At 55.6% G+C, this 14,112-nt stretch carries 8 protein-coding genes and 2 pseudogenes; 5 read left to right on the top strand and 5 right to left on the bottom strand.

Annotated elements, in window-relative coordinates; translation table 11 throughout:
* Positions 1-9 precede the first annotated feature (9 nt).
* The 4 genes and pseudogenes from C2R22_RS21480 to C2R22_RS27605 all read right to left on the bottom strand — a co-directional run.
* Positions 10-669: a hypothetical protein gene (locus C2R22_RS21480; protein WP_162562603.1), complete on the bottom strand. Its 660-nt coding sequence runs from the start codon at positions 667-669 to the stop codon at positions 10-12.
* 315 nt (positions 670-984) lie between these two features.
* Entirely contained in the window at positions 985-3,453 is a 2,469-nt protein-coding gene (locus tag C2R22_RS21475) for a PGF-CTERM sorting domain-containing protein (protein ID WP_103427839.1), read from the bottom strand.
* Positions 3,454-3,741: 288 nt separating this feature from the next.
* Positions 3,742-5,796 (bottom strand): PGF-CTERM sorting domain-containing protein, encoded by a 2,055-nt coding sequence (locus tag C2R22_RS21470; protein ID WP_245903074.1) that lies wholly within the window; start codon positions 5,794-5,796, stop codon positions 3,742-3,744.
* 96 nt (positions 5,797-5,892) lie between these two features.
* Positions 5,893-5,988: pseudogene (locus C2R22_RS27605) on the bottom strand (surface glycoprotein); the annotation flags it as partial.
* Positions 5,989-6,473: 485 nt separating this feature from the next.
* Here C2R22_RS27605 and C2R22_RS21465 point away from each other — a divergent pair.
* Positions 6,474-8,876 (top strand): STT3 domain-containing protein, encoded by a 2,403-nt coding sequence (locus C2R22_RS21465; protein WP_103427837.1) that lies wholly within the window; start codon positions 6,474-6,476, stop codon positions 8,874-8,876.
* Here C2R22_RS21465 and C2R22_RS21460 read toward each other — a convergent pair.
* Positions 8,865-9,680 (bottom strand): undecaprenyl-diphosphate phosphatase, encoded by an 816-nt coding sequence (locus C2R22_RS21460; protein WP_103427836.1) that lies wholly within the window; start codon positions 9,678-9,680, stop codon positions 8,865-8,867. The genes C2R22_RS21465 and C2R22_RS21460 overlap by 12 nt on opposite strands.
* Positions 9,681-9,884: 204 nt before the next feature.
* Between C2R22_RS21460 and C2R22_RS27215 the strand changes: the two genes are divergently transcribed.
* From C2R22_RS27215 to C2R22_RS21440, 4 genes and pseudogenes are all read left to right on the top strand, one after another.
* Positions 9,885-10,475, top strand: a complete 591-nt coding sequence (locus C2R22_RS27215; protein ID WP_321169925.1) for a DUF1970 domain-containing protein — start codon at positions 9,885-9,887, stop codon at positions 10,473-10,475.
* 10 nt (positions 10,476-10,485) lie between these two features.
* Positions 10,486-11,295, top strand: a complete 810-nt coding sequence (locus tag C2R22_RS27210; protein ID WP_321169924.1) for a sugar transferase — start codon at positions 10,486-10,488, stop codon at positions 11,293-11,295.
* A gap of 118 nt (positions 11,296-11,413) precedes the next feature.
* Entirely contained in the window at positions 11,414-12,547 is a 1,134-nt protein-coding gene (locus C2R22_RS21450; protein ID WP_103427835.1) for a glycosyltransferase, read from the top strand.
* A 133-nt stretch (positions 12,548-12,680) separates the two neighbouring features.
* Positions 12,681-14,083 (top strand): annotated as a pseudogene (locus C2R22_RS21440) (sulfatase).
* The last annotated feature ends 29 nt before the right edge of the window (positions 14,084-14,112 follow it).

Below are 14,112 nucleotides of genomic sequence, written 5' to 3'. Positions count from 1 at the left end.
TCGCAGCCGTCAAATCGACCGCAAGCGTATCTTCTGTCTGTGCGATACCCCCTCAGCCTCGCCAGTGACACCGTAGAACCGCTGTGGACTTCCGGCAGGATTTGCTCCTGAAATCGCGGTCAGGTCAACATCGTGCTCGCTGAAGTACAGCGTCGCGGGTGTCTCAGTGACACTCCGGTCGCTCTTCGAGGCAATCGTGGTAATGGTTCCGACAGTGGCGGTCACCTCCGCACCGCCGGTGGCGTCGGCATCGACTGCGGCGGTGACAGCCGTGTCTCCTGTTCGCCCGACAACTATTCCTTCGAGATCAAAGGAGATTGAGAAATTCTCACCGGGCGTGCCTGTGTCATCATCCCAGGAGACAGTGACTGTCCGGGCGTCGACATCAATCATGCCCCGATTATTCGAGGCGTTAGGTCCCACAGAGATGTCCGTCGTTCGCGTGTTCGATAGGTTGACGGCGTCAGGAACAGAGAGCGTGACAGATCCATCCGTCGTGCCGTCGCCCGTATCCACTCCCTCAACGGTCAATGAAACCGAGATTGTTGTCGCGTCACCAGTCGTCACCGTTGACGGCGTGACCGCCGTCCCAGTGATGTTGGTCGCCGTGCCAGTTGCTGGTGTGGCGCCGAGGACACCGACAACAGCCGCTACGACGAGAATGGACACGGTCACAACCGTTCTCATCATCATATCCGATTCCTTGTATGCATCGAATACGGCGACGAGAGAGGGATTCGGCGTCTCAACTTCTCCGAGCAGGGAGACAACATTGATTGTAGTAGGACAAACACAGTTGCATAAATGCCACGGAACCGGTCCGGTGGTGCTCGAGAGTCACCGACGTGAACCGTAGACGCCAGGCGATGTCTGTCTCACCACTGATTGGCGGGGAAATGTCCTGTCGAATAGGCAGTCAAAGTAACCTAAACCCGTCCGACGGCGGGTCAAAGTGATTGCAGTCGCCGAACAGTCGTGGATCGGTTAGTCGCGTCGGATTGCAAGGAGCGCCGCGACCATGAGCGTAACCAGGGTCACAACGACACCGAAACCAGGCGCCGACGCGGACGTTCCAGTCGGTTCGGACGTCACGGTTGATTCAGTCGGTGTAGAGGTCATGGTCGATCCAGTCGACTGGTCCGTAGATTCAGTCGACTCCTCGGTCTCTTCCATAGGCCCTTCAACCGGCGTGCTCAGCGACTCGACGAGCTCGAACTCGAGTGAGGCCGCCGTCTCATCGTCATCAGCACGCAGCGTGTACGTACCAGTCTCGGAGCCGGACATATCGAGTGTGGCCGACCATGCGCCGGTCGAGCCGTTGACCTCGGCCTCCTTCGAGGTAATCACGTTCTTGTTGTCGCCGAGGATCTCGATAAAGACGGTCGTGCCGTCCTCGCGGTTCGAGGTACCCGAGACGGTGACCTCGCCTTGAGCGACTTGTCCGTCCGTGGCGAAGTCGTCGATCGACAGTTGCGGGTTCTCTGCCTGCAGGGTCAGTTCGACGATCTGGTCGTCGACACCAGCACCAGAGTACAGGTCGTTGATGATTGCGACGGCCTGCCGGGGCGTCTCCTCACCCGAGAGTTCGCGAGTCGCTTCGGTTTCGGTCACAGCGTAGTTCCCGTCGCGGCCCTCACCGATGACGAGGAAGGTGTGAGTGCCGCGGTGGGAGATGGCCGAGAAATCAGCCTCGAACTCCCCATCATCGATGTTGGCTGACTGGAACTGCACGTCGCCGCGCGGCCCCACCTTGTAGATCCGGACTTCATTGCCCTGTCCAAGCGCCAGTCCTGAAACAGTGATTTCGTCGTCCACGTCGGCCGCGATGGACTGGCTGGACAGCTGCGCCGTCAGGTCACTCTCGACCGTCCGGATGGAAACGGTTTCTTTTGTCTCGAGCTCACCAAACGCATCGCTGTCGAGAGTCGTGGGGAACTCGTCTGCATTAGCATCGCCGACACCCCATGCTTCCTCAGTTACGACGGCGACGCGATAGTTGTCAGGGAGGTTGATCGGGCTTGATGCGGTCAGTTCCAGTACAAAGGACCCGTCCGAATCGACGCGGACCGGGTTCTCGTCACCATCGAGAAGCTCCCAGTCGTCGTCGATACGGGCATATGCTGCGACTTCATCAGACTCGGCAGCCGTACCCTCCACCTCGAAGTCCTCACCGACGCGAACGACGCTCGGGATGGATACAATGCTGATCGCCTTGTCTTCGATAGTCAATTCAGCGTTATCATCGGAGTTTGCGTCGAAGCCAGCAGCGACGTTGCTGTCGTCGATGTTGGACTCATCAAGTTCGACGAATTCGACATCGACCGTCGAAGTGTCGAGGTACTCGGTGTTGATTCGGACCTGTGCATCGCCTGTATCACCAAGATCGACGATGGCACCAACGTAATCGTCGTCCGTGGCGCCGACGGACGCTGCACCGCGAAGCCCAGCAACATCGCCAGTGTTAGCGAAGACGTTTTCAGCACTTGCGTCACTGTTCGCTTCGACGCCATCCGGAAGGTTCTCCACATGGTCGCTGTCGATGCGGACGAGACCGTACGCACCGGGTGCCCCGATGGTCGTTGCGACAACGTTCTCACCCTGTGTGACGCTCGATTCACTCAGCGAGATGCTCTGCGATTCATCGCGGATAGTGAACGTCGCACTACGCGACGCGCTGTCGAGATTGTCAACACCCTTGACCGTGACGAGGTACTCGCCCGTTTCGAGGTCCGAGAGGCCTGAAAGTTCGACGTTTCCACCGGAGGTACCCAACTCAAGAAGACCGGTGTTCGAGGTGAGCTGCGACTGAACTTCGAGACCATCCTCGTCCTCAATGGTGATGGAGACGTTCTCAGCGTCGTCAAAGTTCCAGTCGGCCTCGATCGTGATGGTGTCCGTGTCGGTGAGGATCGAACCGTCCGTGACGTCCGGTCTGTCTGTGCCGGCGCCGGAGTAGATGGTCAGATCCGAGACCAGCGGTTCGACGACGAACAGCTCAGCGCCGCCGCCACCAGCAGCGGGCGAGTCATAGCCACCGGGCTCGAAGTTGTTGGCCGACGTGATGTCGGCGGAGGCACCGTCGGAGACGGAGGCCGCCGAACCGTCGGCGCTGCCACTGACACCTGTGAAGATCGCGGGATTGCCGGCGGAGACTCCGGGAAGGGACGTCAGATCAACGTCTTCCTCACCGATGTAGACCGTGCCACCACTATTGATTGAGCGACTGGCGGCCCTGAGGTCGGCACCGTCACTACTCGAAGGGTTCAATGCGTCGAATGGGACTGTCTGATCAGCGCTGGAGTCGTCTATGGGTGCGTTGGTGACAGAGGCACCCGAGATGTCTGTTCCAATAGCAGCCGCGGTGCCCACGAACGTGACGGTCCCTGCAAAGACGGAGAGGACCAGCAGCGCTGCGAGAACGGCAGCGCGAATTTTGTGATTCCGGTCTGTCATAGTTTGCTGGATTGCACGACAACGTATCCTTTCGACCCGTCAATCAATGTAGTGAGACAGGTCACTCGGTTACGTCGTCATTGGTAATGAGTACATCCCAGCCATGCGCAGACTTTGTAATAAGTTTTGTATTTCTGTATTTGAGGACCGGACACGGTCAACCCAGAGGATCGAGTTGCTGACGAGTTTTGCTCGGGTAGTGTTGCCACTCCATGGATAGCTCCTAATAAAATAAACCGCCGTGAGGCGGAACCGCTGTGACCGGTTTCGCCGGTCAGTCGTGGTTAGTTAGTCGCGGCGGACTGCGAGCAGCGCCGCAGCGATGAGCGCGATGAGCGCGACGACGACACCGAAGCCGGGCGTCGACGTGGACGTCTCAGTCGGCTCGTCGGTCGCCGGCTCCTCGGTCGGCGTTGCCTCGTCAGTCGGCTCCTCGGTCGGCGTTGCCTCGTCAGTCGGCTCCTCGGTCGGCTCTTCGGTCGGCGTCGGCTCCTCGGTCGGCGTGCTCACCGACTCGACGAGCTCGAACTCGAGCGACGAGGAGGATTCGTCGTCGTCAGCACGCAGCGTGTAGGTGCCCGTCTCGACATCCGACATGTCGATCGTGGCGTCCCACTCGCTGGTCGAGCCGTTGACCTCAGCCTCAGTCGAAGCGATGACGTTCTCGTTCTGGCCGAGGACCTCGATGAAGACGGTCGTGCCGTCCTCGCGGTTCGAGGTACCCGAGACAGTGACCTCACCCTGGGCGACCTGCCCGTCCGTGGTGAAGTCGTTGATCGAGAGCTGCGGGTTCTCCGCGGAGAGGGTCAGCTCAACGACCTGGTCGTCGACACCAGCGCCCGAGTACAGGTCGTTGAGGATCTCAACGGCCTGCTGGGGCGTCTCGTCACCCGTAATCTCGTTGTTGACTTCGGTTTCCGTAGCCGCGTAGTTCCCGTCGCGGCCCTGGCCAACGATCAGGAACGTGTGCGTGCCGCGGTTGTTGATGTTGTCGAAGTCCTCTTCGAACGCTTCATCATCAATGTCGGTCGACTGGAACTGCACGTCACCACGCGGACCGACCTTGTAGATGCGGACTTCGTCGCCCTGCCCGAGAGCGGTTCCCGAGACAGTGACTTCGTCACCGACGTTCGCAGCGATGGACTGGCTGGACAGCTGAGCCGTCAGGTCACCTTCGACCGTGCGGATGGTGATGGTGGTTTCAGTGTCCAGGTCACCGAACTCGTCGTTGCTGAGCGTGTTCGGGAAGCTCCCGCCCTCAAGTGCCTCTTCGTTGACGACAGCAACACGGTAGCTGTCAGGGAGGTTGAGCGGGCTGGAAGCCTCAAGCTCCAGCAGGAACTCGCCGTTCGAGTCGACGTCAACGGGGTTCTCGTCACCGCTGATGACTTCCCACGTTTCGTCGATGCGGGCGTAGGCTGCGACCTCGTCAGACTCTGCCGCAGTGCCCTCAATGTCGAACTCCTCGCCGACACGGACGACGTTCGGCGCGGACGTGATGTTGATCGACCGCTCTTCAACAGTCAGGTCTGCGGAGTCCTCAGCACTGTTGTTGATGTCAGCGCCCTGCGCGAGCTCGATTTCAATGGTACCAGTGTCAATTGCACCGGTTTCGATGCGGGTCTGCGCCTCACCGTCGTCGCCGAGGCCAAGGACAACAGCGACCCAGTCCTGACCTTCGTTGTCGGTGAAGTTAGCCGGGCCAACCTCAACGTCGCCCGTGTTCGCGAAGACGTCGTTCGGGTCGTTGTAGCTGTCTTCGAGGTCGTCCTGATCGATCCGGACGTGCACCTGCTCACCGGGCTCACCGGTCACGGTAGCGACAGCGCTGTCGCCCTTCGTGACGGTCGTCTCGCTCAGCGAGATGGTGTTCGTCTCATCACGGATCGTGAAGGTCGCAGAGCGAGTGGTTCCGTCAAGGTCCTCTTCGCCCTCGACCGTCACGGTGTACTCGCCAGTGTCGAGGTCGTCGAGACCAGTGAGCGTCGTGCTGTCACCGGTGTTCTCGAGTTCAACGACGTTGCCGAGCTGGCTCTGGACCTCAAGACCCTCCTCGTCCTCGATGGTGATGGTGAGGTTCTCGTACCGAGCGAAGTTCCACTCAGCCGAGACGGTCAGGTTGTCGGCGTCGTTCGTGACAGTACCGTCAGTCACGTCGGCGCCGTTGTCAGTCTCGAGGGTGAGATCCGAGATTGTCGGTTCACGAACACTGATGATGACGTCACCGTCGGACTGGTTCGAGTATGCACCCGTCTCCCAGCCGTTCGATGAATCAATGTCGGTGAGTCCGCTGGTCTGGGCCTCTGCGGTGGACCCGTCAGCGTCACCAGCGACACCAATCATTGTACTTTCGACACCCGGTACGCCACTAATGTCTACCGAGTCTCCAAGGTAGACCGTCACAGGCGCGGAAGTGCCTGCGTTCGTGTTTTCCGCGGCAGCCGTACCTGCGAACGCGATGGTCCCTGCGAAAACGGAGGTGACCATCAGCGCTGCCAGCACGACAGCACGGATTTTGTTGTTTGAATCTGTCATGGTTTGCTATGGATTGCAAGTCGACAACGAACCTTTCTGCCCGACGGCCACTGTGTGGCCTCGCATACTCGGTACCGCTGCCATGGGTAGGGGTACAGTCACACTTGAACAGCGAGTCCGGTATAAGTTTTGTGTTATAAACGCAAATGCCGAAATCCCTCGCCACAAAGTATTTGTCGCGCAATTCGCACGTCCGACAATCTCCTTGCGAACCACCCTCACGAATTTAAACATATAGCGTCGACCGGCTCCGGGTGAACTGCTGAATTTAGGCCCCAGAATAGGCCTAATGCACTATTAGTGGCGGGCACTCCGGTTAAATACCAGTTCAGTACCGAAACTGGGTAGCTCAATCGCGCGCGCTTTGTCTCGGCTCACGCGTGCGTATGAAATGAGGCAAGTGGTACTGGCCACAATGTTCTACACTCGCGAAAGATTACGGATGACCGAGGGACATATAATCCAGCGTCTGGAAGGGCAGATAGATGTCTGATGTCGATACGGCCGTTGCCACTCTTCTGGAGGAAAAACCCCATCTAAAGAGTGACCTCCGTGAAATTCTGGCCGTTGACGCAGCACACGAGACGTGGTCGTTCGATGACGTCCCCGTTGACTCAGGAGCTTTCGGTGAGATGGTTTCTCGAGGGATCGTCGCGAAGCGAGATGGTGAGTACGAAGTGGCAGATCCTGAAGCTGTTCGCCGAAGGCTCGATGGAGAAACGTCCGCTTCCCCCGTGAGTAACTCGGAAACGTCGCTCGTTCTCTCACTTCCAAGCCTCTCCTCACGGTGGGGTGGAGCTCTCGCCGTCGTCATCATCCTCGCGGCCCTATTCCGAGGCTACACGGCACCGAGTGTCTTCCGCGGAGAACACATTGTGTTCCTCGGTAACGATCCGTATTTTTATCGTCACTGGATCCGCCAATTAGCCCTTGCTGAAGCGGGCCCACTGGCTGTTCCTACCGGGATTCAGGCTGGTGAGCCACTTTTTATTGCGGCCGTATGGACGATCACGGCCGTACTGGGTGGGAGTGCAACGACTGGGTACACGGTGCTTGCACTGTACCCTCTCGTCAGCGGGCTACTCACGATTCCACTTGCGTACGAAATCACTCGTCGGGTGACTGGCGAACGCCGGATTGCACTAGCAGCAGCTCTACTGTTGGCGATAACGCCAGTTCATGTCTTCCGCACCGCTCTTGGCTTCGCTGATCACCACGCGTTCGATTACCTGTGGCTAGCACTAACGCTTTTGAGCGGCGTAGCACTCACGAGACGTAATCCCCGTGAACGTAGCGTTGTTTCAGCCACCACGCTGTTTTGGATGGGTGTCTTTGCTGTGGGCGTTGCCGCCCAAACATTAGCATGGAACGCTGGGCCTCTCCTCTTACTCCCTATTGCATTGTTTAGCCTTGCTGCTGTGACAACTGCTCGAGCACACGATTTCTCTCCAGTTCCGGTACTCACACCAATCACCGTTGGACTTGGACTAGCAAGTGTGCTCGTGTGGGCCGGCCACTTGATACTCGGATGGCAACCACTGCAGGTAGTGTTGACCCCGACGCTGTTATTCATCGGGGTTGGCGTTGTCTTCCTGGTCGGTGTGGTCGCAACCCGCTACAGCTTTTCACCTCGAGTGACCGCCGGAGGCGTATTGTTTGGTGGCGTCACCGTTCTCGCCGTTACCTTGGTGACACTCCCCGAGTTCGCAGCTGAGTTCTCAAGTGAATTGGCCCGTCTGGTTGGTCTCACTTATACTGAAGGAATCGCCGAGACGATCTCAATTTTCAGCCCGCAGTATGGCACTTTTTTCGGACCCGCCCTCTTTTTCGGATTCGTACTGTTCTTTGCGCTTCCGTATGTTCCGTGGAGTCTCTACACAGGCTATCGAACCGAGTCACTAGCACTCTTACTCATCGGGACCTATGCATCAGTATTCGCGGTGCTCGCGGTAATACAAGTCAGATTCGCGGGCGAACTTTCGATTGTGCTGGCACCATTTGCCGGACTTGCGCTCGTCCATCTCGGATCCATCGTCGATGCAGTTCCACGTCCGACAATACTCGACGCATCTACTTCGGTTGACTCTCGTCCTCCCAGCGCTGTGACTGACCCGCTGACCATCCCTGATAGACAGACGATTGGGATACTCGTGGTCGTTTTCTTACTGATTGGTGGGTTTGGAATGATACAAGGGCCAGTGCAGACGAACAAATCCGTCTACAGTGACGAAGCCTACCGGACTGCAACGTGGGTCGAGAACCACGCGACACAGTCTGGGTCAAGTCTCAGCTCAGTGTACGTGTTCAGTGACTGGGGCCAAAATCGGATGTATAATGCGTTCGTCAGTGGCAACTCCGAGTCGTATGGATTCGCACAATCGATCTATCCCCAGTTCGTGAGTGCTACACAACCGGACTCTTGGTATGACAGATTAGGGGGGAGGGTAGACTACATCGTGATGACCTCGGTACCCAGTCAGGGTGAAGACGGATACCAACAGACTACCCACGCGATTTTGTATGAATCACTTGGGAGTGCGACACTGGAGCGCGGTGGGGCCGGTCACTATCAAGCGGTATATCGAAGCAACGATCGCTCCCATGTTGTTTTTAGACCCGTTGAAGGAGCAGTGATCAACGGCACAGCCGAACCCGGATCCACGGTTACTATCTCAACAGAAGTCTCGATTCCAAACGCGGAGTTCACCTACACACGGCGAACGCACGTTACAGAAAACGGGACATTTCGCGTCATAGTGCCGTATGCGGGAACCTACACTATCGGGATACGAAAGTGTCAGTTACCACTGATGACGTTGAATCTGGAGCCCTCGTACAAGCGCGGTAAGCGGTTTCGGTGCAATTCTGCCGACTGTTCAGAGGAGTAAGGTCCCACCAAGAACTGCCAGACATCCGAGGACGACACAAACGAGCCAAAAGTCGATTCGCTGGACGAGACGCATGAGTGCATCGATGGTAACATAGCCAACTATCGCGGCAGTCCCAAGTGCGATGGCCGCAGGGACTGCTCCGATACCGGACAGTCCTCCAGATTCGAGATATCCCAGCAACCCACCACCCAGTGCAGCAGGGATGCTTAGTAGGAAAGAGAGACGAAGCGATGTCTCGCCATCGTACCCGCGGAGCAATAATACACTGGCGGTTGTCCCAGACCGAGAAACACCAGGAAGTATCGCAAGTCCTTGCAACGCTCCGATAAGCACGCCGTCAACGACAGATGGTTGGCGTGGAGGCTGTAGCGAGGTCGTCCTCGCATATCGTTGGAGTAACCCTGTCGCGATTAACAATATCCCAATGAGTGCGACGAAAAGACCGCCGGTAACTGCTGAGACGAGCGATTCAAGCGCAGCGTACGCGAGTAATCCAACGACTCCCGATGTGAGCGTTGCTACACAAAGAAAGGATAGGACAGCCGTTGACTGGGAAAACGGTCGTCCAAGGTCCAGTTCAGAGACTGATAGGAGTATTTTGGCTATTTCGCCCCGATAATATGTCATCGCTGAGATTGCCGTACCTGCATGCAGAAACAGTGCGAATGAGACGGCAGCGGTGGGAGTAGCTCCAAGTGACGTAAGGACAATGGCGATATTCCCCTCGCTTGAGATTGGAAGCCACTCAAAGATACCCTGCAGAAGTCCAGCGACGAAAGCGATCAAGGTCTCATCAACCATTTGTTGTAGTACATGCTCACCAACTACAGTATAAGACACTCGCTTCTGTGTATATCGGCAAACAGAATTCGGGCCACTCTCTGGAGTCAGCAGTATTCTGTGTATAATCGAAGTAATGCTACTCAAGCATTGAGTACACACAACTGACTGGGATGTCGATAAGATTACAAGCCTTTAAACGCAGGGTTATTGTGAGAATACAGTATGGACGGCGGGCTGCGGTACCGGGTTGCTGGTGTCGTAGGGACAGCAGCTCTTGCACTTCTAGCAGTTTCTATCGCAGCACTTGAAGTTGTACAGGAGTTATTCCGTTGGCTACCAATCATTGGCCACCTACCATTCGACGCCACTGGAACTGGCAGCTACCATGTGGAAGCGGGGACGGTAGCAGTTGTCTTGACTGGGGCATTAGCACCGCTGTACAAGCCTCGGCCGCGCCGGATTCTGGACATCGGTCTACAAGCGTTTCGTCGTGTTGCTGTTGGGTTGTTAGCACTGGCGACTATCGGGTACTTCGATTTCTCTTTCCGATTACCCCGAGCAACCCTGATTGTCTCCGGTACAATCTTGCTGATCACAGTCCCCACCTGGTTCGTGCTGATTCGCCGTCGACCATATCTTAAGAGTGGACGGACCATCATCATCGGTGACGATCCCGAGACAATGAAAGATATTCTTGAGGTGATTGACGGGAGTGTTCTTGGATACGTCTCGCCTCCGTCGGCATACTTCGGAACCCAAGAGCCCCAATTAACCGCACCTGAAATAGCGGACGGGGGGTGCCTAAAGATTTAGACGAATTAGCGTGTCTTGGGGGTTGTCGCGGTTAGATGAAATCCTGATTGAGTACGATGTTGGAACTGCAGTGCTGGCATTCGCGCACCCTGATCGCGCAGAGTTCTTCGGCGCGCTTGACACGTGCTATGAGCACGGCGTGGCAGCGAAAGTTCACCGAGATCACGTTGACGTGGTGTTGACCAGTGGGGGCGCCGAAGGTGAGCTAGTAGACATTGATTTGGAGCCATGGGACTGGCAAGATCACCTCATGAAGCGGGCGTTTGACCTAACGTTTGCTGGGATTGCACTGCTGGTGTTAAGCCCGTTACTGGTGGGAATTGCGGTGGGAATTAAATTGGATGGTGGTGGTCCGATATTCTATAGACAGACACGGACGGCTGCTTTCGGTGACACGTTCACCGTGGCGAAATTCCGAACGATGGTTCCTGAAAGTGAAGATGCCAAACCGGTTGATGATACAGAAAACAACCACATCACCCGGTTTGGTCGGGTTCTTCGTCGGACGCATCTAGACGAAATCCCACAGTTTCTTGCGATTCTCGAAGGAAGAATGAGTGTAGTCGGTCCACGAGCTGCGTGGGTAGACGAAGAGACCCTATTAGAGAATCAGACAGACCAGTGGCGGCGTCGTTGGTTTGTTAAGCCGGGATTGACTGGTTTAGCACAGATCAACGACGTGACGTCGACCAGTCCGGAGTCAAAGATTCGGTACGACATCGAGTACATCCGCAATCAGTCGTTCTGGTTTGATTTGAAAATAGTTCTGCGTCAGGTGTGGAAGGTATTGGCAGACGTAGCAGAACTCCTCAGAAAGTGAGTCCGGCCTGTAGAAGTCTACACTGAAGCATTCAATAATAGAATGGTTAATCGACACACGAGGACTAATCGTATTCGAGCGGAAGGACAAGTCGACTCACCCGACGAGTCCACAGTAGATGAAACACATGTGTATTTCTGATCAGCGACTGTGTGTCCAGTATATCGTATCAACCCTTGCTGCAACGGGACCGACTAGACAGCTATTGAACATCGTCACGAACCTAAACCGCGACCGATGGTCACCCCACATCGTGACGCTGTCGCCTGAACCAGCAGAATCCTACGAATATACATTTGAAGAGAATGACATCCCTGTCGTTTCTCTTAGCCTCTCTAGAGCTAGTGGACTCATTTTAGGGCCTTCACGGTTGAAGTCAATTACACAGCAGATTGAGCCGGATCTTATCCACACTCAAGGCATCAGATCAGATTCGATGGCAGTCCATTGTCTGGCCGGGTACCCCCACGTTACGACACTCAGAAACTTTCCACCGGAGGATTACATTCCACGATATGGCAGCGTACTCGGGCGGCTGATGGTTTGGCAACAGTTCCGTGCCGCTCGCCGTGCTGACCGAGCGGTAGCCTGTTCGGAAACGATTCGAGAGAAGTATGCTGGCCGAGCAGTCACCACGGACGCAATCCGCAACGGTGTCGACGCATATGCTTACCAACCACCTACTCCTGCCGAGCGCCGCCGAATAAGAGAGAGGTTGGGTATCGACACCGATGAAACGGTCGTCGTCTCAGTTGGTGGACTAATTAAGCGGAAGGATCCCGTGACAGTAATTGAAGGGTTTTTACGTAGTGGGGTGAGCTCAGCTGGGAAGCTCTTGCTTCTTGGCGATGGTCCGTTGAAAGATCAATGTCGATCAGCCGCTAACGAGTCAGTGGAGGTTCTTGGCCACGTCTCAGATGTGGGGCAGTATTTGAAGGCAGCAGATGTATTCGTTTCCGCGTCTCACTCAGAGGGACTACCCAACGCCGTCATGGAAGCGCTGGCGACAGGTACGCCCATTGTTCTATCGGATATCAATCCTCACCGGGAGATTCTTGGTGTGAACCCCGCCGCTGGAGAATTGTTTGAGACCTCAAACGTGGCTGCGTTGGCCCGGACGCTTGACCGTGTAGTTGGTACTGCCAAGGAACGACGAGTGCCAGCTCGTGAAATCGTCGATATTGAATTAAACGCGGAGATTATGACTCAGCGCTACGAGTCGCTGTACGAAGAGGTTATTCCGGATTCTTGAATACCTCTGCGTCAATGGTCGTTCCATGGTGTGACGAGAGCGTGTAGTAACAGGATGATTGTGCCAATTAGTAGGAGGCACTTGAACTCAACCCCGCAACCGATTTACCAGTAGCTGATATAACAATTCTTCAATGCCTCCTAACATCGTATGGCTCACACTTGAGAGTCTCCGTTTCGATCATACCTCTCTTTCCGGATATAAGCGAGATACTACACCGTTTCTTCAGTCGATCGCAGCAGAGTCTAGTGCTGTCTCGTTCGACAAATGTTTTTCACACGGTATCTGGACACGACCGGCGAGCGCTTCGATACTCACGGGAACCTACCCATCACATCACCAGGCAGGTATGGGGTCTGATGTCATCCCCGACGATCTTCCGACAGTCCCGAGCTGCTCGGTGAACGCGAGTACGAGACCGCGGGGGTGTCCACGGTCGCATACATGGGGCCGGCGACCGGGTTGGACAGAGGCTTCGATCAGTTTCAATACATCATCAGCGATACACTCCGCGAAGCAGTTCATCCAACGGATCTGATTAAGTACCTTTTGCGTATCCGTCGTCATGGAGGTGGTCTAACAGCCGATACCACGAAACACTCAACATCATACCTCGTCAATGAAACGGTGAAACGGGCCTTCAATCAGCACTCCAGCAGAGATAATAGCGTCTTCGTCTACGCACACTACAATGACACCCACCACCCGTATACCCCACCTCTTCCGTTTCTCGACCGATATACGTCAAATCTCTCGATTTCTGCATCAGAGGCACGAGACGTTGCGATTCGATTGACAGAGAACCTGAACGAGTTCGTATCCGGTGCGTTTGAGCTGACAGAAGTGGAATTAAATGGTTTAATCGCAATGTATGATGCAACAATCGCATACGTCGATAAGTGCATCGGGGAACTCATCGAATGGGTTCGCTCTCGTACTGACAATACTGTTGTGGTGGTAACTGGCGATCACGGTGAATTGTTTGGAGAGCGGGGACTGTACGCTCACAAACTAGTAACCCATGATGCGGTATCTCATGTCCCAATGATCGTTGCCGGACCGACAGATGTAACAGAATATGAGGGGGATTTAATCCAGCCGATTGATGTCGTCAGGACACTTTTAGCTGAGGTTGGCGCCGATCAGTCAACACTACAGGGCATTGATCTGAGGCATGAGACACGGGACTACTGTTTCATTCAACGCGGGGGCAGTCGTGTCGAACAGCATCTTGAGTGGTTCGACGAGTACGCTCCTGAGTTCAACCCTCAGTGGTTGCACCGAGGAGACCTCACAGCGATCAGGACAACTACACACAAATATGAGAAGAGTGATTCACGAACGGTTCTTTACGAACTTCCTGACGAGGAGACAAATGTAGTAGACAATCAACCCATTGTCGCCGATCGGCTCAATGACGAACTCACTGCCTTCTGGGATACCCTGGGCCGTCCCTATTCAAACGAACGGCGGATAAAAGAGCTACCCCCATCGGCGCGTCAGTCGCTCAGAAACATGGGATATCTCGTCGATTAAATAGAGGATTCGAGTTCGGACTGTCCGTA

Source organism: Salinigranum rubrum, assembly GCF_002906575.1.
Lineage (GTDB): Archaea > Halobacteriota > Halobacteria > Halobacteriales > Haloferacaceae > Salinigranum > Salinigranum rubrum.
This window is presented reverse-complemented; position numbering and strand designations above follow the sequence as displayed.

Bases quoted from the DNA above. Each gene is read 5' to 3' on its own strand.
- C2R22_RS21470 (WP_245903074.1), bottom strand. From the start codon at position 5,796: ATGATTGGTGTCGCTGGTGACGCTGACGGGTCCACCGCAGAGGCCCAG.
- C2R22_RS27215 (WP_321169925.1), top strand. From the start codon at position 9,885: ATGGACGGCGGGCTGCGGTACCGGGTTGCTGGTGTCGTAGGGACAGCA.
- C2R22_RS21460 (WP_103427836.1), bottom strand. From the start codon at position 9,680: ATGGTTGATGAGACCTTGATCGCTTTCGTCGCTGGACTTCTGCAGGGT.
- C2R22_RS21465 (WP_103427837.1), top strand. From the start codon at position 6,474: ATGTCTGATGTCGATACGGCCGTTGCCACTCTTCTGGAGGAAAAACCC.
- C2R22_RS21450 (WP_103427835.1), top strand. From the start codon at position 11,414: ATGAAACACATGTGTATTTCTGATCAGCGACTGTGTGTCCAGTATATC.
- C2R22_RS21475 (WP_103427839.1), bottom strand. From the start codon at position 3,453: ATGACAGACCGGAATCACAAAATTCGCGCTGCCGTTCTCGCAGCGCTG.